Genomic DNA, 25,909 nt, shown 5'->3' on the forward strand with positions numbered 1-25,909 from the left:
TAAATGGGGCTTTTATAATGATTTTGAATAAAAAATGTGATCCACCTCGTTTAATTGTTGAAAGGGGGATAAAAATGAAAGCCGGCAAAATTTCAGAGAGATATCCCGAGGGGAAAGAGGAAGCATTACTAGCAGAATTAATGGCCGAATTCGGCACCGAACTGACGTATCTTGCCTATTCATACGTGAAAAACAGCGAGGATGCAAAGGACATCGTACAAAATGTATTTGTTACAGCATATAGGCATTTAAATGAAGTCCAGGAAAATTACGTTAAGTCCTGGCTTTATAGGGTGACGATAAATAAATGCAAGGATCATTTGAAAAGTTCGCTTGTCAGAAGGGTGGTTCCATTTGGGTTGCCCATTGAAAAGAAAGAATCTGAGCCTTCTTTGGAAACGAGCATTATTGATAAGGAGTTTTCAAGCTCGGTGAGAAAAGCAGTTTTTAAATTGAAGCTAAAATATCGGGAAGTGGTATTCATGAGATACTTTCAGGATCTCAGCATAAGCGAAATAGCTTCCGTCCTTAAGCTTCCGGAAGCGACCGTACGTACAAGGCTAAGAAGAGCAAATGAGCAAATGGGACAGATTTTGAAAAAGGAGGGTTTCATTTATGAATAATCCTGATAAAAAAATCAATAGGATTTATTCAAAGCAAGAACAGGAAAAACTGAAATTTTCTTCTGAGGATCGGAAGATTGTGTTTTCCAAGATACAAAACGGCAGTATCGAGCGCAAGAAAAAAGCCAGCTTTACAATTATTGCTGCTTCTATCATGACGCCTGTCCTTTTGGCTGTAATCCTTTTATCCCTTCTGCAGACACCGCTTAAGCCGCATATCACATCGGCACTTCCATTCTTAGAAAGCTTGCTGAAAGAACATGGAGATGAAGGACAGAAAAAAGCCTTAAAAGAGTATGAGCCCCAGCAGATCAATCAATCAGCTGAAAGCAATGGCATTAAGATTACAATGAATGAGGTTTTCTTTGATGGGGCAAGGATTTCTGCTTCATATGCTATCGAGAATCAGAATGAGGACAAAGCTAAAGACTTGGACTTCTTTTCATATAACATGAAGATAGACGGTGGAAATGCTGGGGATATTGGATTCTCAGGAGGAAAAATCATAGAAAGAGAAGGAAATAAGATTAATAAAATTGTTAACATCGATATTGAAAAAGAGCTTCCTGAAACCTTTACTTTTGAACTCAGCATTGATGAACTGATTAATACGGAGGATATGGAAAGCGATACTATAAAAGGCAGCTGGAGTTTCTCGTTCCCGATTAAAAGGATCGGAGAAATTTATCAACTTGAGCCATCTATAGTACGTAAAAGCAATCTTGGCGATTTCAGAATAAGGAAAATGACTTTCTCACCAAGCGGAATGCTGATGGATATTGAAACAAAGCAAACTCAAGAAGCAATCCAGGAAACAGGAGTGATTGCCTATAAAGTTTATGATGATAAAGGTAAGCTGTTGACACCACTAAATGAATCGGGTTCATCCTATAAATACGAATCAGGCACGGGTACTCGCATAACTAGCATCCTATATTCTCCTGCGGACAGTATCCCAAAACGCATTACAGTTAAACCATATATAAGTTTAAGATTCTTAAAAGGAGAGCCGGAGGAAAACATAATAAGTATTACCGAGAAGCTCCCTATTTTTCTGCCCCAAGGAGAAAATGGCGGAATCCTAATTAATGAAATTGTAGAGAAAAAAGGAGAAGTTTGGGTTAAATATGATGTAAAGGGAGATTTTGTACCAGAAAGGAAAAAGAACTTTTCTCTGATCAATGGAAAGGAAAGAAGCAAGGAGACTTCTGTAGAGCAAGAAGGTGACAGGGACAGTGCCAAGCGGAAAAACCAGCTTATGAAATTTAAAATTCCATATAATGAAAATCTTCATTTCATAGCTATCGATGAAAGCCCGGAGTGGATTAAGGGTTGGGAGCTGAAGATCCTTATTAAAAAGGAAGATTTAAAAAAGCTGAGTAATTCTAAATAAAGCGTTATTCTCAAAGGGGAATAGGCTCTACCTTTTATTGTAAGGAACGGATAAGGAAGAACCTTGGAAGTAAATATGAGATCAGCGACTTAATTAAAATCCGTATTTTGTATTTAAGGCTTGTGTATACCAGCACAAGCCTTTTTCGTAAATAAGCGCCTACAAAATCATAGGTTAAGATATGTGGAGCAGCACTTTACAAGAAAGTGGACTGGGGGCATTGCCTGATTTTGTCGCAGTTGACAGTACTTTCAAAAGACGTTCCCGTTTTAGCTGCAGTATTAATGTATGTGTCCTGGGGCATGCTCGCCGGCGGATTGTCTGGGGCGCTTTCTGTATTCGGCGGGTTTGCTGTCTTCAGGCTTCTTAAGGGCAGCAAACTTCTATCATTGGTTGGTTTGCCAAGGCTTTTCGCTTTCGCCGCAGGTACAGGAGCAGGAGCAGTCGCCTACTCGTTCCTCCATGGAACCCTTCATTACCTTTTTACAGGCGACAGCAGCCTATTAAAAGACGCCTTTACATGGGAAAGTCTCCTTTCCAATTTTACCATGGGAGCTGTGCTGGGGCCGCTCGGGGCCAAGCTTTTCAGGAGCATTGGACCGGCAAACCTCATGAAAGGCCCCGGCAACTGGATTGCCGGCCTCACAGCGAAGCTTTTAAAGAAGCCGTTCAGCCGCAAGCTCGCCAGCCAGATCAACAAAGGTGTTCATATTGTTAAAAATTCAGCGATATACAGCGGGGCTACGAGCCTAATCACCTCTGCCTTTGATGCCTTCAGCCAGTGGCGGCAGACTGGAAACGTGGACTGGAAGAAGAACGGAAAGCGGGCAGCCGTCGTTGCTCTCCTCACCATTCCGCTCATCGGCGCCGGGATGTTCGCCGGTACAAAAGCGAAGATCTTTGGCGATGATGCTCCAGTTATCAGCCGATCGATTCAGAATAATGACATCCATGTCAGTATTAATAAGCCGAAAGCTGATGGCGGGGATGTTAAGACGGATATGGATGTGCCTGGGTTTAAGGAGCCGGTGGCTGGGGATAGTACGGGTTTTTTTTTCTAATGCCTATCCAGAACTGGATGGGAAACCACTAGAAGGAAAGCTGGTACTTGAGATTCCGGCTACCAATAGGAACCTTGCTGATATAGAAAAATATAAACAAATAGCCAAGGAATATGGTGTAGTACTAAGATTTATGGAGGAATAGAAATTGAGTATGGAAATGAAACCAGAAATCAAAATGGCATTAGAAAATATCTCATTTGAAGATCGGTATAGAAGTTTATCCGCTCGTTATAAGGCAAATTCAAATGATATGGAAGATAGGCTGGAAAGCTATGAGAAAGATAAAGTTGAAGAAATATTTAATAGTTTAGGGTATCCTGCCAAATTTGATAAAAGAGAAAAGTTTTTTAAGCTAGGGGTTGAATACAAGTCACCCGATTACAAAATATGGTTCAATATTAGTGTAGAGCTTGGAATGACAGAATTTATTTGGGTTGTTTATCATGAGAATGAGGTGCAATTGGGAAGTCCTTGGAGTATCTATTCTAGATTTTTAAATCCTTCAGGACAAAGAATAAAGAAGCCGGTATATCGAAGCTATGAGGAATTAGAGGAAATTCTAAAAGAAGCAATTTTGATGTACGAGGATTTTAAACGCGAATTAATTAAAATCTATTCTCCTGAATAACCATTGCTAATTTCGATAATGGAGGGATCTTCAAAAGTGAGTACTTCAATTTACTACACAGCAAAACGCAAACAAAAACTAACTTCAGCTGAACAAGATTCGATTGATCAATTACTGGAAAGGTACTCCGTCGATGATGACATAGAAGAATACTTAAGGACCGGAGAAGGCCATAATTGGACAAGTTTTTTTATCTATGATCCCGAAAGCCCTTCGGAGCCTGATATAATTTTTGAGGGGTCAACTGAATTGCCCGATAATAGTGAAGATGCCATGTTTGACGGGGTGGACCATTGGGCATCACTGCTTGCGGATATTCGAAATGTTTTAGAAGGCGCTGAGTGGCATGTGCATGTTGATGACCATTCTCTTGTGTGGGACGAACAGAACAAGGAATATAACCTGACACAATGATTTTGTTAATAAAAAAAAAGGCCCGCAGCTTCGCTGCAGGCCTTTTCCCGTTCATCCGGTACCAGGTACCCTTTGTCTTTTCTGCGTACCAGGTACCCTCCGTGGACAAAACAGCAAAAGTGTCTTTTTGGTATACCTGGTACCTAATAACCTCTTTTACAACATCGGCCCAATCCCCGGCCCAAATGGAATGCCGAAGAAGTAGAATACGAGGATCAGGATGATCCAGGTAAGCAGGAAGCAGATGGAGTACGGGAGCATGAGGGCGATGAAGGTCCCGATCCCGGCTTTTTTATCGTACTTCTGCATGAATGATAAGGTGATGACCATATAGGGCATCAATGGTGTGACGATGTTTGTGGACGAGTCGGCGATCCTGTAGGCAACCTGGGTGAATGCAGGGTTGTAGCCCAGCTGCATGAACATTGGGATGAAGACAGGAGCCTCAAGCGCCCACTTGGCTGAACCTGATGTGATCAGGAAGTTCAGCAAGGCGGTAAAGATGATATATCCGATAATGAGTCCGATTCCGGTGAACTCGATGTCCTTCAGGAATTCGGCGCCGTTTACAGCTACCCATGTCGCGATGTTGGACCAGCTGAAATAGGCGATGAATTGGGCAATGGCAAAAATCAGGACGATATAGCCTGCCATATCCTTCATGGATTCAGCCATATATTTGGCAACATCTCCGCTTGTTTTGATATTTCCAACTGTCATACCGTAAGCAACCCCGATCACAATAAAGAAGATTAGGGTAATAGGAACGATGCCGTCAATGAATGGAGACGGGACAATGGTTCCGCCTTCGCCGCGCAATGGGCTGTCAGGCAGGAAGAGAGTGACTAGGATGATGGCTAAATAAACTCCCCCGGCGATGACGGCATTGCGAAGTCCTTTGCCTGCTTTCGGGTGGTCCTCAGTGACTGCTTCCTCGACGACATCACCTTTATATTTGCCAAGGCGAGGTTCGATGAACTTAGTGGTGACAAGGGCACCGACTACTGTAAGAAGGAAGACGGAAACAATATTGAAATAATAGTTATCAACAGGTGAAACGGTAAAACTGTCATCAATGATCCTTGCAGCTTCCGTGGAGATCCCTGCAAGCAATGTGTCTGTCCCGGTAATGACAAGGTTGGCTGTGAAGCCGGCACCGGCTGCAGCATACCCTGCTGCGAGACCTGCGATCGGGTTGCGCCCAACCTTGTAGAAAACCATGGCGGCTAGCGGCGGAATCAGTACCATGGCCGCATCTGAGGCCAGATTCCCCATGATTCCGACAAATACGACAGTATAAGTGATCAATACCGGCGGTGACTTCAGAATGGTTTTCCTGATGGCATAATCAAGCAAACCGACTTTCTCGGCCAAGCCGATACCAAGCATCATGGCCAGTACGAGGCCGAGCGGTGCGAAGCCTGTAAAGTTATCGAGCATCGAGCTGAGGATATACTGCAGACCTTCACCTGATGCTAAGCTCTTGACGGGCAGCTCTTCCCCTGTTCCGGGGTGGACGACGGTAGCACCGAACGCTTTAAAAATGGCTGAAGCGACAATGACAAGAAGCGTCAGGACGACGAATAAAATAAATGGATCTGGCAGCTTATTGCCTATTTTTTCAATTCCGTTCAGGAATTTCTGAAAAATGCCTTCCTTCTTCTGTGGACTTGTTCCAGGCTGGTTTTCAAGTTTCATGAGGACCCCTCCGATAGCTTGGAAGGCATTACACCTTCCGGAATTGGACATGTATAGGGATTTCTGTCCCTGAATAGAGCAAATTCCTGCTGTACCTTTTCAAGCTCTTCTTTTTCCGTCAGCATTTTGATGGCTGTCAATGCCATCGCCTCTGCTGCCCGCAGCATGCCTTTATGGGCATAGCTGCTGATTCCCTGGGCTGTCATCTGCCAGGTATGCAGCGGGGTTCCGAGAGCAGAGGTGGAAGCTGTCAATTGCGCGGTCGGGATGACCCAGCTGACGTCCGAGACATCGGTTGAGCCAGGAAGGATGCCGTCTGACGGTTGATACGGCGATATCGTGTCTGCCAGATATTTTCCGGCAAATTCACTGCCGTCCCCTATGTAGCCGAAGCCTTTTAAAATATCAATATAGCTTTCTTTTTCGCCTTCAGAGAGCGTGTCCCAAAGCTTTTTCGCATAGAACTCTTCCTGCTTGTCCGGCTTTTCAATCCCTGCCTCAAGCAAGTTTTCATGGAGTATGCGCTCCAGGCTGCGGTTAGGGATATAGTTGGAGCAGGCTTTATCAAACTCGATGGTCAGCTCCGTTTCAGTCATCAAAGCTGCGCCTTCAGCAATTTTGCACACCCGCATGTAGATGTCGTCAACCTGTTTGACCTTCGGGGAGCGGATCAAATACAGAACCTCTGCATCCGCCTGTACCACATTTGGGGAGATGCCGCCCGTATTGGTGACCGCATAATGGATGCGCGCCTCCGGGATCACATGCTCACGGAGATAATTGACCCCGACATTCATAAGCTCGACTGCATCAAGTGCACTCCGCCCAAGGTGCGGGGAGTTGGCCGCATGGGAGGAAAGCCCTTTGAAGCGGAAAAATACCTGATAGTTTGCAAGGCTAGATAAGCTCATGATGCTGTTGGCCGGAGACGGGTGCCAGGTAAGGGCAGCGTCAACTCCGTCAAAAACACCTTCCCTGACCATGAAGGTCTTGCCTGATCCGCCTTCTTCACCGGGACATCCGAAAAATTTAATGGTCCCCGGCAGATTATTTTCCTCAAGATAGTTCTTGGCGGCACAGGCTGCTGCAAAGGCACCGGTGCCGAGCAGATTATGGCCGCAGCCATGGCCGGCATTTTTTCCTGTCGGCTCCGGAGAGGATTTGCCGGGCTCCTGACCAAGGCCGGAAAGGGCATCAAATTCTCCGAGGAAGCCGATGACAGGCGAACCGCTGCCATAAGAGGCAACAAAGGCTGTTTCCATATTCCCGGCATTCCGTTCAACCTGGAATCCGGCTTTTTCACATTCCGCTGCGAGGAACTCAGCAGAATCATATTCTTCAAAGCGTGTTTCAGGATGATGGTAGATGTATTCGCTTATCTTTTCGAAAGTTTGTCTATTTTCAGATAAATACCTTTTTACGGGGGATGTCATCAGGTCACTCCTTTAAAATAAGTCAAATATCGGCTGTTATAAGGAAGCCTCTTTTTCCAGGAATCTTGTGATTACCCGGACACCTTTGATCATGTCTTCAATGGAGGCAAATTCATCTGGATGATGGGAGATGCCATCCTTGCAGGGGATAAAAATCAATCCGGACGGCCATTTGGCTGCCATATTCATGACATCATGGCCTGCGCCGCTGTTCATGCTGTGGGCTTTCAGGCCGAGCTCTCCGCATATGCCGGTGAGTTTCTGCTGCATGTTGGGATCAAGCATGATGGAATCATTGTTGATTAGGGTTTCAACGTGGATTTCCACCCCGCTGTCTGCAGCGGCCTTTTGGCAAAAGTCCTTTATTTCTTCAGCAAAAAAACGTTTCAGCATGTCATCAACGCTACGGATGTCAATGCCAAGCTCGATTTCTCCAGGGATAACGTTCATGCTGTTCGGTTTCAATTCAACGGTGCTGACTGTAGCGACGAGCGGCTGGATGCTTTCTTCACTTAACTGTGACGCCCTTTCATGCACAAAGGTGACGAGCGGGGCGATGGCGACGAATGCATCTTTTCGGTTATGCATTGGGGTCGTTCCGGTATGGCCGGCCATTCCTTTGACGTGAACCTTCAGCCGGACCGGGCAGGCGACGCCGTTTACAATCCCGATTTCTGCGCCATGCTGCTCAATATGGGTTCCCTGCTCGATATGCAGCTCCAAAAAGCAGGCAAGCTTCTCAGCAGGCAGTTCAGCTTCTTCGATCCTGGACCAGTCAAGCCCAAATTCCTCGGCAGCCTCTTTAACAGTGACACCATTGCGGTCAGTCATCCTGCCGGCTTCCCGGCTGTTGAGTTTCCCGGAAACGGCTTTGCTGCCGATGGTCGACAGGCCGAATCGCGCTGACTCTTCTGAGACAAAGCAGACGACTGCAATATCTCTCGCTGGCTGGAACCCTGAATCCTTCAGTGTTTTGATGGCGGCCAGGGCGCTGAGCACCCCGGCTGGACCGTCATATCCGCCGCCGTTCACAACTGTATCAAGATGGGAGCCGACGGCCACAGGAGGCAGGCTGCTGTCTGTTTTCCAAATGGCCCACTGATTGCCGGCCGCATCCTGAAGGGTGTGGAGCCCGAGCTCCTCCGCCACTTTTCTGAAAGCAGCATGGGCAGCTTTTTCCTCGGCGGTGAAGCTGAGGCGGGTGAAGCCCTCCGGCTGGTCCATGCTAGAGACTGTATTCAGGATGGCCAGATTTTTTTCAAGCCAGCTGTTCAAATCAGCCATTAGAAGAGCCGCCTTTAATGATGCTGGCGAATGTATCGACCGCTGCCGCGAGCACTCCTTCCTCATAATCAAACTGAGGATGATGGTGCGGGAAGTCAAGCTTAGTGCCAAACAGCATATAGGTGGCTTTACCGGCATGCTCCTGGACCTTGTTCATCATAAAGCTTGCATCCTCAGAGCCGGAGACAGGGACAGAAGGGATGACCTCTGTGACAAGCTCGCTTGAAGCGCACCATTCCTGGATCTTCGGAATCAGTTCTTCGTTGCAGGTCATCACCTCGGTGACCCCGACAGGCTCGATCGTACAGGAGACATCATGCATATCAGCCGCCGCCTTGATGATCCGAAGGGCACTCTCTGCCATATAGTCACCTATAGCATGCGTTTCACCGCGGACTTCAATCTCCATATAGCTGTCCTCTGGGATGATATTGCGTCCGCTCCCGGCAGTCAGGCGCCCGACATTCACGCGGGTGACGCCGTCGAAATGGCGGGGGATTGCATATAGATTATTGGCTGCAGTGGTTGCGGCAAGCAGAGCATTTTTGCCGAGCTCCGGATGCATGCCTGCGTGGGAGGAAACTCCCTTGAATGAAACATTGTACTTTGTTGAGGCTAAGAAGCCTGTCGTTGTTGCGGCGATGGTTCCGACCGGATAGGAGTGAATCCCGATATGCCCGGAGTAGAAATAATCGACATCATCGAGCCAGCCTTTTGCGACCATTGCTCTCGCACCGCGGCCGCCTTCTTCTGCCGGCTGGAAAAGGAGCGTGAATTTTCCCTTGAGTTCATTGGTATGCTCAGCAATATATTTCGCTGTGCCAAGGCCGATTGTCGCATGGCCGTCATGTCCGCAGGCATGCATCACGTTAGGTTCCCCGGATGAGAATTCATGCTTGCATGGGAGGTGGGACTCATCGGCAGACTCAAGGATCGGCAAGGCATCGATATCGAAGCGGAATCCGATATGGTCTCCGGCTCTTCCTGTGTCCCATGTTGCCACTAGGCCGGTATTGCCGCCTGACATTTTTTCAAGCCATTCTTTCTCGACTCCCCATGCCGCCGCCTTTTCCTCATGGGCTTCCAAGGCCTCTTTTTTCGGCACGCCGAGGCGGGCATCTTCCTGCAGGGCATCCTTCCCGATATGGAGGGTAAAGCCCATCTTCTCGAGCTCCTTCCCGATCCGGTAGGTTGTGATATATTCCATAAAGCCCAATTCCGGCAGGCTATGAAGCGTCCTGCGCCATTCCACTAGCTGCGGAGTAAGATTTTTGACAAACTCGCTGGTCATATTTCAGCACTCCCTGTATGTAAAATTTTGGTTGTTTCCTAATTTAGAAAAGTTATAGAGACATTAAGTTGGGGCAATCATCAGAGTTTTTGTTTTCGGATAATTGCCGTTTATTTTCCTTAAAGGGGAGTATACTACAATATTTAGAAAATTGATACTTTGTAGAATAATTCACAAACAGGGTATATAAAGATAGTGAGAAAATGGGCAGGGCAGGGCTTGAAAGCAAAATAAAAAGCAAGCCGGCAGAAGACTCCTGCTGGCTTGCTATTAATTACCATTCAATAAAAGTTTATAAACCTTTCTCGGCCTGCCCTTTGACTGGCCAGTCTGGACTGATTTGCTTTCAGCGAGGCCGATAGTCTCCATCTCTGAAAGGATCCGCCGCGCATTCCGCTCAGTGCTCTCCAGCCAGCCTGCCACCTCCCGGGAATTCACTTCGGTTTTTTTATAAAAATTGGACAATGTCTGGATTTTCGAAAGCGCGACAGGAGAGATATTCGCTTTTTTCAGCGTGTCTGCCCAACCTTCGTCACTCCATTTTTTAGAATGAAAGGTAACCGAATCGCCGGACGGATGAAACTCTGTCAGCTCCTCATTTTCATCAACGAGAACGATTGCCGGCTTGGCCTTCAGGCGGGCGCTCCTGAGTGCGTTTTGCACATTTTCCTCCGCCTGAAGGGCTGTGATTCCGTAGCCAAGGCCGATGCGGAGGCGGAAATGGGTCTGGGCATAGACCGTTTCAATCAGGTCGTAAAGATCCTTTTTATCAAGTTTGATTTCTACCTCGCCGCGCGTTGTGTAGATAAAATAGAGGCCGTCCCCAATTTGCACATATGAACCGTTCACATGCTCTGCAAGCTCGATGAGAAGCTTCTTCATAGCAAGCTCCTTGTGCTTTCGTTCATAGGAATGAAAGAATTCTCCCTCATTATCAGGCTGGATGAGTTCAATTCCGAGCAGCGCCATTTGCGAACGCTGATACCAGGATGAGTGGCCGCGTTCTTTCAGAATTTTAAGCGCAAATTGAATCGATAGATGGGAAGGATACACACGATAGCAGGGAATATCCATTTCTTTGAGATAGTCATAGACTCCCCGCAGGCAGGTAAAAGCAGCCTCCGTCCGGCCCTCACGGTAAAGCTTTATATGAAACTCGGCCAGCTCCTCAACAGGGCGGAAATCCGGATAAGAAAAAGAATGGATCTCCAGGCTCTGCAGAGAAAAATAGCGCTTCGTCGTTTCCAGCTCCTCTTCCTGGATCGTATCCAGGCTGATGCTTTTGATCACTCGTTCCTTATCGAGATAAGACTCCAGCACCTTTCCAAGCAGGCTCGCGCCGTACAGGGGAGGATAGAAGCTGTTCTCCTCACAGATCAGCTCCTTTGATAAAGCATATGTATAAGGGACCTGACCGGAAAAAAACCACTGATCGATCCTTTGCTGGTTTTCCCCGATGATCCCGTCAATATCCTCCAGGCTCCCATAATAAAAAGGAACCAGCCGCAAATCCGAAAAAGACTCCGCCGAATCCATAATATGCCGGACCGAATCCTCAGGCCCAATAACCCCTAATGTAATCTCCATCCCATTCACCTATTTCCGCATCAGCTGTAATCTTCTGCCTATTATATACCAAAAATTCCGTGCCAGGTACCATCCGTGGACAAAAGGGGGTGAAGTGTCTTTTTGTGGTGCCAGGTACCATCCGTGGACAGATGGGGTGAAGTGTCTTTTTGTGGTACCAGGTACGCTCCGTGGACAGATGGGGTGAAGTGTCTTTTCATGGTACCTGGCACCCAACAATAAGTATATTGACAAACCCGCTGTGTAATTATAGATTCAAAGTGACAAGAAAACGTTTTCCTGAAGGGTGAGAATAAACTATGAAATTAACTATAAAAGACATTGCAAAAATGGCAGGAGTCTCTGTTGCAACGGTCTCACGTGTAATTAATAAGAGCAAGCCTGTGAATGATGATATAAGAGAAAAAGTCGAGAAGGTCATCCGTGAAACCCAATTCCGTCCCAATGCACTTGCAAGGGGCCTGATCAGCAAATCTACGAATTTAATAGGGGTCATCTTTCCGCAAATCAACTATACTTCCGCCGAGCTCATCAACGGCATTGAAGATGTGGCTAACAGGAATGGCTACAATATTATCCTGAGCAACACCAGGCTCGATCCGGAAATGGAGCTGAAATCTCTTGAAATATTTAAAGAAAAGCAGGTTGATGGTATTATCTTATCCGCAATCCATACGACCGAGCAGCATGTAGATTGGATAAAAGCCAATAAGATCCCCATTGTAGTAGTCGGGCAGAAGGTAACTGGGCAAAACATCACCTGGGTAGATGTTGACAACTATACACCGATAACAGAAATGGTCAGGTATCTGGTACGCTGCGGCCATGAAAAAATCGGAATGATTCATGGTCCGCTGCACGATCAGTCAGCAGGCTATTCACGCTATAAGGGTTTTATTGATGAAATGAAACGCCTAGGTCTTCCTGTCAATCAGGATTTCATTGCTGAAAGCAACTTTTCCTCTGGGGAGGGGTATGAGGCGATGGTGACTTTGCTTAGAAAGAGGGATCTTCCGACCGCCATTCTTTGCGCATCCGACACGATTGCCATCGGCGCCAAAAATTGCGCAGAGGACCAGGGATACAGGGTCCCTGACGATATTTCAATTGCGGGGTTTGACGATATTGAATTGGCAACGCTTGTACGCCCGCAGCTGACAACGGTCAGGGTCGACTTTGAAGCTATGGGGTCCAAAGCAATGGAGGCTCTGCTTCAAAATATTGGCCAGCCCGGAACTGCGCCTCAAGAGCATTATATTGATTACCGGCTGAGCCTGAGGGACAGTGTCAAGAAAATGATGCAGGCAGATAGGGAATTGTGATTTTTTGCTGAAATTAATACTTTTAGGAAATCGTTTTCAAAAGTACTTGTCAAAATATTAATAACTTAATATAATCATAATTGTAAGAGTTAGGAAAACCTTTTCACAAATTCATGCAGAAGAGCTTAATGGTCTAATCTGCTAAAACTATTCTCAAACAGAGGGGAAGTAAAAAAAATGTTCAATTTCTCTAAATCAGGAATGTTCAAAAAGACGGCCGCTGCCGGCATGGCAGCCGCATTAACCTTTTCTCTTGCAGCCTGCTCAGGCAATTCTTCTGAAGGAGATACAGGCTCAAAAGATGGGAAAGTAAACATTATTGTTACAAACGGCAAGGGTGAGATTGATGCCCAGTTTAAGCAGGCCGCAAAGGATTTTATGGCTGATCATAAGGACATCAATGTACAGGTTGAATCAGTGGCAGTCGGAGACGCATTGAACGTTTATGATAAGCTTTCCGCCTCTGGGAAAACGGTTACATTGGCAATGTTTTCTCCTTATGATGCCACTCATAAATATAAAGATGTAGGAATCGATTTGTCTGATGAAAAATGGAATGAAGAAACAAGCGATGCCATTAAAGATGAAGAAGGAAATGTAATCGGTTTCCCGTTCGCCCTGGAAGGTATGGGACTTGTTTACAACCAGACAGTAGTTGAAGAAGCAGCAGGCGAAGGCTTTGATCCATTCTCAATCAATACACGCGACAAGCTGGCAGATCTATTGGATAAAATCAAGGAATCTGGTGTGAAGCAGCCAGTGGCTTATCAGACTGAAGCATGGTCAGTTGCGAACCATTACAGCTCTCTGTTTCTTAATCAGACAGAAGATCCAACGGAAACTTTGAAAGAAGTGCAAGCCGGAAAATTCGATTATAACAAGAATGAAGCCTGGAACGGCTATTATGACACATTGGATATGCTGATTTCAGAGGATTACAATATGTTCGGTGCACGTCCGACTGGCCAATATTATGATGCTGCGCATGTAGCTGTCGGAAAAGGCGATTCTGCGATGCTTTTCAACGGAAACTGGGCTTTTGATTCTTTGAAAGCGCTTGAAGGTACAAACTTTGGATTCATGCCTGTCCCTGTCGACAACAATCCTGATAACCCGCTGAACAACAAGATTGCAGCCGGTCCTACTCAAGCATTTGTTGTGAACAAGAAGGCTTCTAAAGAAGAACAGGACGCTGCGAAAGAATTCTTGAACTGGCTGGTATACGATGAAGCAGGACAAGACTTTATCGTTAATAAATCTCAAATCATCTCAGCATTCAAAAACAATCCAAACAAAGTAACCAACCCGCTCGGCGTTGCCATCAGTGATGCACTTGCTGCCGGCAAGACAATGCCTTTCAGCACCAACTATATCAATACAGGGGATTGGACTACTATCCTTGGTCCTGAGGTTCAGAAATACATTGCGAGTCAAAGCAAAAGAGAAGACCTTGCAAAAGCTTTTGAAACCTATTATAAGACCCACCAAGAATAATCCAGACTCAAGTGAAAACAAAAAAGCAGGCGGAGAGAACTTATCCTGCCTGCTTTTTTTACCTAACAGACAGGATGTGGAAGCATGAAGAAAAATAAAAAAATAGGTGATATCGGCAATTCGCTTTTATTCCTGGGCCCTGTTTTCCTTTTTTTCTGTATCACCGTACTGGTCCCATTTGGATACGGCCTTTTCCTCACTTTTAATACGATGCAGACTCCGGCTGATCCGGTGGTGTTTGCAGGCATGGCGAATTATCTGGAAGCTGTAAAAGATACGGAATTTTGGAAATCGCTTTGGCTGACACTTAAATTTGTCGTGGCAACCGTGTTTTTTGTCAACTTGTTCGGTTTCGGTCTGGCGTACCTGGTTACGTCCGGCTTGAAGATCCAGAATTCATTAAGGACAGCTTATTTTACGCCTAACCTGATCGGTGGACTGGTACTTGGTTATATATGGCAATTTATCTTCGTTCAGTCGCTCCCTGCATTAGGCACCAAACTTGGCATAGATTGGCTTGAACTCGGGTGGCTCGGGGATCCGACCATGGCTTTCTGGTCGCTCGTCATCGTAACCATCTGGCAGACAGCCGGCTATATGATGATCATCTTCATCGCCGGATTGATCAGTGTTCCAAGAGAGCTGATTGAAGCAGCCAAAATCGATGGAGCCGGCCCGTTCAGAAGGCTTTTGAATGTTACGCTGCCTTTAATGGTTCCCTCATTCGTAGTGACCGGGTTCCTTTCTTTAAAAAATGCATTCATGGTGTATGACTTGAATTTTGCTCTCACAAATGGAGGCCCTTTTGGCAGCACCAAGATGGTATCCATGCATGTCGTCAATAAAGCCTTTATTGAATCGAACTATGGGACAGGACAGGCTGAGGCGATTATCCTGTTTGTGATTGTAGCCGCTGTAACCGGTTTTCAAGTTTATACCAGCAAGAAAATGGAGGTCGAAGCATAATGGCCAGGCAAAAAATTGTCACTACCACTTTTCTATACCTATTGGCAATCATTGCCCTAGTAAGTTTTATTTTTCCTTTTGTGCTGCTCATCATCAACTCATTCAAAACCAATGGCGAAATCCTGACCAGTCCCTTTGCCCTTCCGGAAAACTGGAATTTCGCCCATTTTGCAGATGTGATCAATATGATGAACTTTGGTGTCACCTTCAGGAACTCGTTCATCGTTACCACACTGAGCACACTGTTCATTGTCTTTTTCTCTGCCATGGCGGCGTACCATCTTGTGAGAAGGCCGTCCAAATTCAATAAATTCTTTTTCACCGTGCTGGTTGCATCAATGGTCATCCCGTTCCAGTCGCTCATGATCCCGCTGATTTATATCTATGGGGCGAAACTGCAGCTGATTGATGCGATTCCTATTCCGCTATTGATCATTTTCTACCTTGGGTTCGGCAGTGCGCTTTCCGTATTCATGTTCCATGGCTTTATCAAATCGATCCCGATAGAAGTTGAAGAAGCAGCAAGAATTGATGGCTGTAATTCCCTGCAGATCTTCTTCCTGATTGTCCTTCCGATGCTGAAGCCTATCGCAGTTACGATTTCAATATTGAACGTGCTGTGGATTTGGAACGATTACCTGCTGCCATCACTGGTGCTGAACAATGAATCTGTCTATACCATGCCGGTGCAGATGAAAGTATTCAACGGCACATATATGAATAACTGGGAACTGCTGATCCCGGCGATTCTATTGACCGTCATCCCGATCCTGATCATGTACATGATCGGCCAGCGTGCGATTATTAATGGCGTGATGCAGGGATCTATTAAATAGGCTGGAGTCCGGCTAAATGATATTAGGTTGTATTTTTGGTAAAAAATGTAAAGTGAGACGAATATCCCGGATTTTGGGGTGAATTCCCGTAATTTTAGGGAGAAAAAATAGAAAAACTGGCCGAATTATTGAAAAAGTGGGCTGAATCAGTGTTAAGCGGCGGCAATACCAGATAGTTTTTTTAAAAAAACGCCATTAACACTGATTTCACACCTCAACCAGGCTAAATTCTGCAAGAAAAATGAAGGCACAACGAAAGGATTTTGACAGAGATGAAAAAAGCATGGTGGAAAGAAGCAGTAGCCTATCAAATTTACCCGCGGAGCTTTATGGACAGCAATGGAGACGGCATCGGGGACTTAAGAGGAATTGTTACGAAGCTTGATTACCTTAAAGATCTGGGAATTGATGTGATCTGGATCTGCCCGATGTATAAGTCGCCTAATGATGATAATGGCTACGATATTTCTGATTACCAGGATATTATGGATGAATTCGGCACGATGGAAGATTTTAATCTTCTGCTTGAAGAAGTCCATAAGCGCGGGATGAAAATGATCCTGGACCTGGTGATTAATCATACGAGTGATGAGCATCCATGGTTTTTAGAGTCCCGCTCTTCAAAAGATCATCCGAAAAGGGACTGGTATATCTGGCGTGATGGAAAAGATGGCAAGGAGCCGAATAACTGGGAATCCATTTTCAGCGGGCCTGCGTGGAAATATGATGAAGAAACAAAGCAATACTTCATGCATATATTCTCTGCACGCCAGCCGGATTTGAACTGGGAGAATCCTGAGGTCAGGGAAGCTCTCTATGAAATGGTCAACTGGTGGCTTGAAAAAGGAATTGATGGATTCAGGATCGATGCGATTTCGCATATCAAAAAAGAGCCCGGTTTCCCGGATATGCCAAACCCGGACAATCTGGATGTAGTCCCATCTTTTCCGAAAATGATGAATTTCCCTGGGATTGATGATTTCCTTACAGAATTTGCGGACAGGACGATCCGCAACTATGACGTCATGACTGTCGGAGAAGCCAACGGAGTCGGCATTCCTGATGCTGACAGATGGGTCGGCGAGGAAAATGGCTATTTTAATATGATTTTCCAATTTGAATTTCTTGACCTGTGGGACAAGGACACAGAAGATGCTGTGGACGTCAAAGCGCTGAAAAAAGCATTGACCAAATGGCAGGAAGGCCTTGAAGGACGAGGCTGGAATGCCCTGTTTATCGAAAACCATGACCAGCCGCGCCGTGTTTCATCCTGGGGCAATGACCAGCAGTACTGGAAGGAAAGTGCGAAAATGCTTGGGGCGCTTTACTTCCTGATGAAGGGCACGCCTTTCATTTATCAGGGCCAGGAAATTGGGATGACCAATGTGAAATTCCCTGATATAGAAGATTATAACGATGTTGGAATGGTGAACTATTACAAAGTGGAAGCCGCAAAAGGCGTTCCACACGATGACATAATGGAGGTCGTCTGGAAACAGGGCCGCGACAATTCACGGACTCCGATGCAGTGGGATGCCTCGCATATGGCCGGCTTCACGGAAGGAAACAAAACGTGGCTGGGCCTGAACCCAAACTATCGTACCATCAATGTTGAAAGCCAGCTGAAGGATGAAAATTCAATTCTTCATTTTTATAAAAAACTAATCGCCATCCGCAAAGAGAACCCTGTCTTTGTATATGGAAAGTACGAGCTTATCCTTCCTGACCATGGGAAACTTTTTGTCTATACCAGGACAATGGGAAGCGACAAGGCCCTTGTAATCTGCAATTTCCATGACAAACCTGAAAAAATAGAGCTGCCGTCGGAAATCGGCGGTGCTTCAAGTGAACTGGTTTTAAATAACTATGATGTTCCTGAAAAGAAGCTGGAAAAGGAATTCACTTTAAGCCCTTATGAAACAAGGGTGTATCTCTTAAAGTAAGAATGGGGCACCTGCCCCTTTCTTTTTGCACTCAATATTTGTAAAAGTTTTTCTCCTGCAGAAGGTAGAGTCATAGAGGCTGCCTGACGGTATAAAACGGTACAGACTGCCTGACAGCACTGGACATGTCTGCCGGAAAAAGGAGCAGAAAGATATTCCCTTAATATCAGTTGCGGCAAGTACAGCGATGGAGGATTACGATGCTTAAATTAGATGAGAAAATTGAATTCCAGCCGAGAGGCAATGATATTTTAACGATAGGCGAAATCCTGATCGACATGATTTCGGAAGAATACAGTCCTGCAGATGAGCCGGCAGTTTATCATAACTATTTTGGCGGATCACCGGCCAATATTGCCATGAATGTTAAGAGGCTGGGAATCCGTTCCCTGGTCGCGTCTGCAGTAGGGGAAGACAGGCTGGGAACCTTTCTTATCAGCCATCTCCGCAAAACAGGGATTGACCCGGGACTGGTTCAGCGGGTAGATTCGTCCACCAGTATGGTTGTGGTCGCAAAAAGCAAAGGAACGCCCGATCCCATCTTTTACCGCGGGGCAGACTATCAGCTCCAATATACGGAAGAGCTTGAAAAGGCATTGCTGGATTCAAAAATCGTCCACTTTTCCTGCTGGCCCCTTTCGATGGCACCGGCCCGCCATACGATTGAAAAAGTGATTGAACAGGCGCGCAGCCAAAATATCCTGGTCTGCCTGGATCCGAATTACCATCAGATGGTATGGAAAAAAGGGGCCGGAGGGATTGAGTACGTTAAATCAATCATTGGGATGGTCGATATTATAAAGCCATCTGAGGACGATGCGGAGCGGCTGTTCGGGAAGGACACCCATGAAAATCAGATCCGCAAATTCCTTGGTCTTGGCGCAAAGCTTGTCATCCTGACGATCGGCAAGGATGGAGCAATCGTATCCAATGGAGAAGAAACCTTCCGAATCAAGCCGCTTGCGACTGATGTAATCGACACAACCGGTGCAGGGGATGCATTCTGGTCAGGCTTTTATACGGCACTGGTAAAAGGCTTTTCCGTAAAGGAAGCCCTGGAGCTGGGTTCGGCAGCTAGCGCCTATAAATTAAAATTCACAGGTGCGGTCTGCAGCATGCCCCCGCTGGAACAACTAAAAGAAATGTACGGACTGTAGGAGGTTTTAGAAATGGCAGTTAAAAATCAAGTACAGCTTATCACATATCCGGACTCCCTCGGCGGAGATCTGAAAATGCTCAACAAAGTAATGACAGAACATTTTGCTGATATTTTCAAAGGTGGCGTGCATATCCTCCCACCTTTTCCATCCTCAGGCGACAGGGGATTTGCCCCGCTTACCTATCTTGAAATCGACCCGGAATTCGGGGGATGGGAAGATATCCGGAAGATCGGCGAAAACTTTGATATCCTTGTCGACCTGATGGTCAACCATATCTCGCAGAAATCCGAGTACTTCCAGGACTTTTTGGCAAAAGGCCGCCAGTCCCAGTATGCAGATCTGTTCATCACCCTTGACAAGCTTTGGGAAGACGGACAGCCTGTACAGGAGGATGTTGATAAGATGTTCCTGCGGAGGCCGCTCCCATATTCAACCTTCACAATAGAGGAAACAGGCGAACAGGAGACAGTATGGACCACTTTTGGCAAAACAGACCCCTCTGAACAGATTGACCTTGATATCAAATCAGAGCAGGTCAGGCAGCTATTAACCGACTTCTTCACTAATTTCAAAGAGCAGAACGTCAAAATTGTCCGCCTTGATGCTGTCGGCTATGTCGTGAAAAAGCTTGGCACCAGCTGCTTCTTTGTTGAACCGGAAATTTATGAGTTCCTTGACTGGATCATGGAGCTGGCGAATTCTCTGGGCATCGAGCTTCTGCCGGAGGTTCATTCCCATTATTCCATTCAGTATAAGCTAGCCGAACACGGCTTCTGGATCTATGACTTTATCCTGCCATACCGTGTACTCGAGACGCTGATCAACAAATCAAGCAAGAACCTGGCTGATTACCTGAAGAACCGCCCGCACAAGCAGTTCACGATGCTCGACTGCCATGACGGCATACCAGTCAAGCCTGACCTAGACGGCCTGATCGATACAAAGGAAGCGAAAGACATTGTGGATGTCTGCCTTGAAAGGGGATCCAATCTGAGCCTGATTCTTTCTGACGAACATAAGGCAGAGGACGGGTTTGATGTCCACCAGATCCGCTGCTCCTACTATTCCGTCCTGAACAGCGATGATGATGCCTATCTTGCTGCCAGAGCCATCCAGTTCTTCACGCCGGGCGTCCCGCAGGTCTATTATGTCGGGCTTCTTGCCGGTGAAAATGATGTGAAAAATGTAGCACGCACCGGTGAAGGGCGCGAAATCAACCGCCATAACTTCACTCTTGAGGAAATTGAAGAATCCCTGGAAAAGCCAGTTGTCCAGAGACTCTTGAAGCTCATCCGCTTCCGCAATGATTATGAAGCATTCAGCGGCGAATTCCAGGTCCTCGACTCACCAGACAGCGAACTCCGCCTCTCCTGGCGAAACGGCAGCAAAAGCTGCACATTGTTCATTGATCTGGCAACGAATAAGAGTACCATCGAGTATGCTGGTGACAATGGGGAAATGGATATGTATATTGTTTGAATTTAATATGGGTGGCAAGGCGTCATCCCCAAAGATAAAAGGCAGAGCTGCGGCTCTGCCTTTTATCTTTGGGGCGCATTAAATGCCCAGAAGCGTACCGTGGAAAAATCGAGGATATTGTCATTTATTCTCAATGCTTTTGAGTAGACGGATAATAAACTGTTTGTTAATATAATCTATATCGTTCTCTCTAGAGAACAAAAAATTTATATAATTTGTTCTTTTAAAAGAAATTTTCATACTTTGAAAAGAATGAAGGTGCATTCATGAAGAGTATTTTGCTGTTTTTCCTGATTCTGGTTCTTTCAGGGAGTGAATTGGCGGTTAATCTTCCTCCTGCTGCCATGATGTCTGAGAGGTTAATCAGTAAAGAGGCAATGGCGCTTCCTTCAACGGCTGTAACCGAACAGGATGGCTGGCATCTTGTCTGGAATGATGAATTTCATAGCGAAAAGTCATTGATTAAATGGAATCCCCAAAACTGGCCGTCCAAGAAGAATGGGGAATGGCAATACTATCTTCCGGAAAATATTGATGTCCAGGATGGCTCATTGGTCATTTCAAGCCGGAAAGAATCTTTTAAAGGAAGATCTTATACCTCTGGTGCTGTTACGACAGAGGATAAGTTTGAATTTACTTATGGAAGAATCGAAATAAGAGCGAAGCTGCCAAAGGGACAGGGAGTTTTTCCTGCCTTGTGGCTAGTTAATTCCGAAGAGTATTGGCTGCCGGAAATCAACATTGTTGAGAGTATCGGCCAAGACCCGAACGAACTGTATTTTGTTGTCCATTGGAGGGATGAGAAAGGAGAGCAGAAGAGAGATTACAAGAAGCTGACCGGTGAAACTGACTTTGCCGAAGACTTTCATCTGTACGGACTGATATGGGAACCGGGAAGGATTGTATGGACGCTTGATGGGAAACGCATTTTTGAAACAAAGAAATATTCTCCGGATATTCCTCTCTTTTTGTACTTGAATACAGCCATTGGAGGCACTTGGCCGGGACCGCCTGATCCTCGGGACAGCTTTCCGAAAGAATTGTTGATTGACTATGTACGTGTATACCAGGAGGGAGGGGAAGGCCAGTGACCATATTGCTTTATAGTTCTTTCACCATTTTTCTTGCCTTTGTCATCATGCAGTCTTACTATATTTTGCAGCCGCTATTTAAAGAAGAAAAGAAGCAGCGCGGCCTGATTGAAAAAATGCACAGTTTCTCCGTCATTGTACCTGCTTTTAATGAAGAAAAAGTGCTGGAATCGTGCATTATAGGCTATTGCGGGCTCAGGGAGCAGGAATCAGAACTGATCATCGTCAATGACGGATCTACTGACCATTCAATCACCATGCTAACAGAACTGTTGTGCCTGACGCCGAGCAGCAGGTCTTTTAAAAAGAGGCTTGAGCATAAAGAGATTACGGCAGTCTATGAATCTAAGAGATTTCCGAATATCTTTGTCATCGATAAGCGGAATGGCGGGAAGTCGGATGCTTTAAATGCGGGAATCAACTTCAGCCGGAATGACATTATCGTCACTCTTGATGCAGACAGCATCCTGGAGAGGAACAGTCTTATGGAAATGAATGCTGAATTCCAAAAAAAGAATGTGATTGCCTGCGGCGGGAATGTGCTGATCGCCCAGGCGTTCAGCGGGCATGTCAACCATCTGAAGCCGACTTTTAAGATGAAGGGAGTCATCAAGTTTCAGTTCCTTCAGTATCTTACGGCCTTTTATCTTCATAAGCGTGCCCAGGCTTCCCTGGGGGCAATGACCGTTATTGCCGGGGCCTTTGGGGCCTTCAGGCGCGGTTTATTGTTCGAAGTCGGCGGTTTCCGGGAAACAATCGGGGAGGATATGGATATTACCCTTAAGATCCAGAAGCTGATCAAGGAAAAAGGCTGCGGGCTGAAGATTTCCTATGTCCCATCTGCTGTCTGTTATACCGAATGCCCGGAGACACTGGGGGATATGTTCAAGCAAAGGGTCCGCTGGCAAAAAGGCTTTATTGATTGCCTGATTCAATACCGTAATTGCTTTTTCCGGAAGCTGCCTTTCAGGTTCTCCATCGTGTTTATCTTTGACCAGTTTATGATTGGCACGCTGAATGCTTTTCCGATGCTGGCCATTCCGGCCATGGTGCTTCTGAATCAAGGCCAGCTCCTGCTTGTTCTCCTGCTCGGATCGGGAGCAGTATTCCTCTATATCTATCAATTTTTTACTACCATCTTTATCAGCCACCTTCATGGCGTGGCTTTCCGAAAGAGGGACATACTCAGGATTATTATCTTTCTGCCGGCAGATATATTTTTCTATAGAATCATGAATCTGCTGTTTGTCGCTTATGGAACATTGTCTTTCTTCTATAAATCGAAGAGCTGGAATAAGCTCGAAAGGTCTGGAAAGCTGGCATGGAAAGGGGCGGAGAAGGCGTGAAAGTACAGGCTGCAAAGGCAGCGGTCGCCTTTGGCTTCCTGATATTCCTGAGCATGATGGTATCAGGATTTAATTTCGTAGTCGATGAGTATGATATCCTTGCAGTCGAGCATAAAGGATTATTTCCCGCAGACGAGCGTTTCCGCCTCCATGCATGCCGCAGGGAGGCCTCAAGGGATTTTTCAAATGAGAAGGATACAGCGGCAAAAGTGCCTGTTCTATTGTATCACCATATTATCAGCAAGAAAGACCTGGCTGACAGCCATTATATAAAAGGCAAGCTGAACCCTATGATCGTTCTGAAGGAAGACTTTGAAGAACAAATGGCCTATTTGAAAAAGGAAGGCTATACAACTCTAACGCTTTCAGAGCTCTATGACTTTCTGGCAAGGAAAAAGGAAGTCCCTGCCAAAAGTGTGGTCATTACTTTTGATGACGGCTACAAGGATAACTATGTGGAGGCATACCCCATTCTGAAAAAATATGATTATACAGCTGTCAGCTTTCTCATCACCGGACATATCACCAGCAAGCTCCATCCTTATGAGCCGGGGGAAATCCAGTATCTCAGCCTGCGCGAACTTGAAAAAGGGTGTGGGATTTTCGATTACCAGAGCCACACCTACAGCCTCCATAAAAGAGAGAAAAGCCGCTTTAACCAGGAAGCCTCCTACCTTTTGACAAAAGAGAAAAAAGTGATAGAAAAAGATATGCTGACAAGTATCGTTCAGCTGGACGGCAATAAGCAGGCTTTTGCCTACCCTTATGGGGAATATTCTCCGGCAACCGTAAACTCCATCGTCAAGCTTGGTTTCCGCATGGCATTTACGGTTGAGAAAAAGGCAGCAGAGAGGGGCGATCACATTTATGAAATACCGAGGCTTCCAGTGGTGGCGGAGACGAGTATGGAGGAGTTCAAGAAATATGTGAAACCGTAGAACAATTTTGAGACTGTGGAGGCTGCTGAAAAGTGCCTCCTCTTTTAGTGCTTTTAACCGTATAGTAGGGTTTGGGAACTGGAATTATAGTGTTGACACCACTTATCTGAACATTTAGAATAATATGTAACCGGTTACATGAGTGGCCGGCATATTTTAAAGGATTTGTGTAACCGGTTACATATTTTACTCATAGAAACAGGTAAGTTCACATATTTGATAAATAGAGGTGATTAAAAATGAAGGAAGTCAGAATCCTTTCTCCATGCGGGATGCTGGGCTATGGTTTTCCGGAGGGATCTTTCAGGCGGGGGATGGAGGCGGAGCCGCATGCGATCGTGGTGGATGCCGGTTCGACGGATGCGGGTCCCCATAAGCTTGGCGCTGGGGTTTCTATTGTGAGCAGGCGTGCGCTGAAAAAAGACCTGGAAATGATGATATCTCACGGGGTGCCAGCCAAGGTTCCGATTATCATTGGCTCCGCCGGAGGCGCGGGCGCCAAGGTACATGTAGAGTCGACCGTAGATGTCATCCGGGAAATCCTTGGTGAAAAAGGCTTGTCTGTGAAGCTTGCCATCATTTGGGCAGATATTGCAAAGGAGCAGGTTAAAGAAGCGTTCCAGAATGGAAAAGTCATGCAGATGAGTCCCAATGTCCCGGATCTGACAGAGAAGAGAATTCTGGAAACAAACGGAATTGTCGCGCAGATGGGGCACGGGCCCATTTTGGAAGCTTTAGAGGGCGGAGCAGAGATTATTATATGCGGACGCGCTTATGATCCTTCTCCATTTGCTGCGGTGGGCATTTTTCATGGCAAGGATGCGGGGCTTTCCTATCATTTAGGGAAAATTCTCGAATGCGGCGCGCTATGTGCGGAACCCGGCACAACCAAGGACAGCATTCTCGGCACCATCAAGGATGATTGCTTTACCGTCAGGTCACTGAATCCATCCCGCATCTGCACGAAGATTTCCGTAGCGGCCCATACGTTTTATGAAAAAGAGCATCCTTTTCTGCTTCATGGCCCGGGTTTTTTGCTTGATTTGAGCGATTGCCGCTTTACGGAACTGGGTGAAGGGGAGGTGGAGGTTTCCGGCAGCCGCTATATCCCGGCCGAACAGCATAGCATCAAGCTGGAGGGAGCAAGGAAAACAAGCTACCGGACGGTCGTCTTTGCCGGCATTCGTGATCCGATCCTGCTTAAGAATATCCAGGACATCGAGCTCCAGGTAGAAAAGCAGGTATATGCCTATTATCCGGAGATTTCCCGAGAATCCTATCAGATCCGCTTTTATAACTACGGAATGAATGCTGTGCTCGGCAGACGGGAGACAGAGGCATTCAGCGGACATGAAATCGGCGTGCTCCTTGAGGTAACCGCCGAAACACAGGAGCTGGCAAGCAGCATCTGTGCGACAGCGCGTTCCACCTTTCTCCACTATGGACATGAAGGGCGCAAATCGACTGCAGGCAATCTTGCTTTCCCGTTTGCCCCAAGTGATGTAGAATGCGGACCTGTTTATGAATTTTCCGTCTATCATTTAATGGAGATATCCGAAAGCCCTTTCAAGATTGAATACAGGCAGGAGGGTGCCTGATGGAAAGCTTATATGCATTGGCAAAGGTCCTCCGCAGCAAAAATTCCGGACCATTTGAACTGACATTGGATGTTCTTTTTGACTCGCGGGAGATTTATGAAAGAGTAAAAAAGTCAGGCAAGCTGACTCCGGAGACAGTATGCCGGCTTTACGGCATTGAGGAGAATCAGCTGAGGCATCTTGTCTTTTTCGACCAGGCCCTCGGAATCAAAATCACCATATTAAGAGAGATTTCTTCAGGATCAGCAGGCGACAGGGATGTGTATGGGGCGCAGCAGCATGCCCCGCTGATGAACTTACTAATAGATTAGGATGTTGAAA

At 46.2% G+C, this 25,909-nt stretch carries 22 protein-coding genes; 17 read left to right on the forward strand and 5 right to left on the reverse strand.

Features of this window, described 5'->3' with window-relative positions; translation table 11 throughout:
* Positions 1-17 precede the first annotated feature (17 nt).
* From CYJ37_RS08740 to CYJ37_RS08760, 5 genes are all read left to right on the forward strand, one after another.
* Positions 18-623: a sigma-70 family RNA polymerase sigma factor gene (locus CYJ37_RS08740; protein WP_101549159.1), complete on the forward strand. Its 606-nt coding sequence runs from the start codon at positions 18-20 to the stop codon at positions 621-623.
* Positions 616-2,016: a DUF4179 domain-containing protein gene (locus CYJ37_RS08745; RefSeq protein WP_101549161.1), complete on the forward strand. Its 1,401-nt coding sequence runs from the start codon at positions 616-618 to the stop codon at positions 2,014-2,016. The genes CYJ37_RS08740 and CYJ37_RS08745 overlap by 8 nt, the downstream gene beginning before the upstream one ends.
* A gap of 230 nt (positions 2,017-2,246) precedes the next feature.
* A complete protein-coding gene (locus CYJ37_RS08750) occupies positions 2,247-3,077 on the forward strand; it encodes a hypothetical protein (RefSeq protein ID WP_101549163.1) in 831 nt (276 codons plus the stop codon).
* Between the two features lie 154 nt (positions 3,078-3,231).
* Entirely contained in the window at positions 3,232-3,708 is a 477-nt protein-coding gene (locus CYJ37_RS08755) for a hypothetical protein (protein WP_257964219.1), read from the forward strand.
* Positions 3,709-3,744: 36 nt separating this feature from the next.
* A complete protein-coding gene (locus CYJ37_RS08760) occupies positions 3,745-4,122 on the forward strand; it encodes a hypothetical protein (protein ID WP_101549167.1) in 378 nt (125 codons plus the stop codon).
* Between the two features lie 156 nt (positions 4,123-4,278).
* Here the strand turns inward: CYJ37_RS08760 and CYJ37_RS08765 are convergent, their stop codons facing one another.
* The 5 genes from CYJ37_RS08765 to CYJ37_RS08785 all read right to left on the reverse strand — a co-directional run bounded on the left by CYJ37_RS08765 (position 4,279) and on the right by CYJ37_RS08785 (position 11,415).
* The gene (locus CYJ37_RS08765) at positions 4,279-5,820 is read right to left on the reverse strand and encodes an AbgT family transporter (RefSeq protein WP_101549169.1); all 1,542 of its coding nucleotides are present in this window, start codon (positions 5,818-5,820) and stop codon (positions 4,279-4,281) included.
* Entirely contained in the window at positions 5,817-7,253 is a 1,437-nt protein-coding gene (locus CYJ37_RS08770) for a M20 family metallopeptidase (protein ID WP_101549171.1), read from the reverse strand. Before CYJ37_RS08770 ends, CYJ37_RS08765 begins: the two co-directional genes overlap by 4 nt.
* Positions 7,254-7,289: 36 nt before the next feature.
* The gene (locus CYJ37_RS08775; protein ID WP_101549173.1) at positions 7,290-8,537 is read right to left on the reverse strand and encodes a M20 family metallo-hydrolase; all 1,248 of its coding nucleotides are present in this window, start codon (positions 8,535-8,537) and stop codon (positions 7,290-7,292) included.
* Entirely contained in the window at positions 8,530-9,828 is a 1,299-nt protein-coding gene (locus tag CYJ37_RS08780) for an amidohydrolase (protein WP_101549175.1), read from the reverse strand. Before CYJ37_RS08780 ends, CYJ37_RS08775 begins: the two co-directional genes overlap by 8 nt.
* A 270-nt stretch (positions 9,829-10,098) precedes the next feature.
* Positions 10,099-11,415 (reverse strand): hypothetical protein, encoded by a 1,317-nt coding sequence (locus CYJ37_RS08785; RefSeq protein WP_101549177.1) that lies wholly within the window; start codon positions 11,413-11,415, stop codon positions 10,099-10,101.
* Positions 11,416-11,714: 299 nt separating this feature from the next.
* Here CYJ37_RS08785 and CYJ37_RS08790 point away from each other — a divergent pair, with 299 nt between their 5' ends.
* The 12 genes from CYJ37_RS08790 to CYJ37_RS08845 all read left to right on the forward strand — a co-directional run bounded on the left by CYJ37_RS08790 (position 11,715) and on the right by CYJ37_RS08845 (position 25,899).
* Positions 11,715-12,737, forward strand: coding sequence for a LacI family DNA-binding transcriptional regulator (locus CYJ37_RS08790; protein ID WP_009792910.1), 1,023 nt, complete (start codon positions 11,715-11,717; stop codon positions 12,735-12,737).
* Positions 12,738-12,914: 177 nt separating this feature from the next.
* The gene (locus CYJ37_RS08795; protein ID WP_009792911.1) at positions 12,915-14,231 is read left to right on the forward strand and encodes an ABC transporter substrate-binding protein; all 1,317 of its coding nucleotides are present in this window, start codon (positions 12,915-12,917) and stop codon (positions 14,229-14,231) included.
* An 84-nt stretch (positions 14,232-14,315) separates the two neighbouring features.
* Positions 14,316-15,197, forward strand: a complete 882-nt coding sequence (locus CYJ37_RS08800; protein ID WP_009792913.1) for a carbohydrate ABC transporter permease — start codon at positions 14,316-14,318, stop codon at positions 15,195-15,197.
* On the forward strand, positions 15,197-16,033 hold the full coding sequence (locus CYJ37_RS08805; RefSeq protein ID WP_009792914.1) for a carbohydrate ABC transporter permease: 837 nt from the start codon (positions 15,197-15,199) through the stop codon (positions 16,031-16,033). Before CYJ37_RS08800 ends, CYJ37_RS08805 begins: the two co-directional genes overlap by 1 nt.
* Positions 16,034-16,305: 272 nt before the next feature.
* A complete protein-coding gene (locus CYJ37_RS08810) occupies positions 16,306-17,976 on the forward strand; it encodes a glycoside hydrolase family 13 protein (RefSeq protein ID WP_101549179.1) in 1,671 nt (556 codons plus the stop codon).
* A 200-nt stretch (positions 17,977-18,176) separates the two neighbouring features.
* On the forward strand, positions 18,177-19,133 hold the full coding sequence (locus CYJ37_RS08815; RefSeq protein WP_101549181.1) for a carbohydrate kinase family protein: 957 nt from the start codon (positions 18,177-18,179) through the stop codon (positions 19,131-19,133).
* A 12-nt stretch (positions 19,134-19,145) separates the two neighbouring features.
* Positions 19,146-20,615 carry a sucrose phosphorylase gene (gtfA, locus tag CYJ37_RS08820; protein ID WP_101549183.1) on the forward strand — a complete coding sequence of 490 codons (1,470 nt, stop codon included), beginning with the start codon at positions 19,146-19,148 and terminating at the stop codon, positions 20,613-20,615.
* 266 nt (positions 20,616-20,881) lie between these two features.
* Positions 20,882-21,706: a glycoside hydrolase family 16 protein gene (locus CYJ37_RS08825; protein ID WP_101549185.1), complete on the forward strand. Its 825-nt coding sequence runs from the start codon at positions 20,882-20,884 to the stop codon at positions 21,704-21,706.
* On the forward strand, positions 21,703-23,052 hold the full coding sequence (locus CYJ37_RS08830) for a glycosyltransferase family 2 protein (RefSeq protein ID WP_101549187.1): 1,350 nt from the start codon (positions 21,703-21,705) through the stop codon (positions 23,050-23,052). The genes CYJ37_RS08825 and CYJ37_RS08830 overlap by 4 nt, the downstream gene beginning before the upstream one ends.
* Entirely contained in the window at positions 23,049-23,990 is a 942-nt protein-coding gene (locus tag CYJ37_RS08835; RefSeq protein ID WP_257964202.1) for a polysaccharide deacetylase family protein, read from the forward strand. The genes CYJ37_RS08830 and CYJ37_RS08835 overlap by 4 nt, the downstream gene beginning before the upstream one ends.
* 239 nt (positions 23,991-24,229) lie before the next feature.
* Entirely contained in the window at positions 24,230-25,588 is a 1,359-nt protein-coding gene (locus CYJ37_RS08840) for an acyclic terpene utilization AtuA family protein (RefSeq protein ID WP_101549191.1), read from the forward strand.
* Positions 25,588-25,899, forward strand: a complete 312-nt coding sequence (locus CYJ37_RS08845) for a DUF4387 domain-containing protein (RefSeq protein ID WP_101549193.1) — start codon at positions 25,588-25,590, stop codon at positions 25,897-25,899. The genes CYJ37_RS08840 and CYJ37_RS08845 overlap by 1 nt, the downstream gene beginning before the upstream one ends.
* Positions 25,900-25,909: the final 10 nt, after the last annotated feature.

Origin of the sequence: Bacillus sp. UMB0728 (genome assembly GCF_002858875.1) — a bacterium.
GTDB lineage: Bacteria > Bacillota > Bacilli > Bacillales > Cytobacillaceae > Bacillus_AB > Bacillus_AB infantis.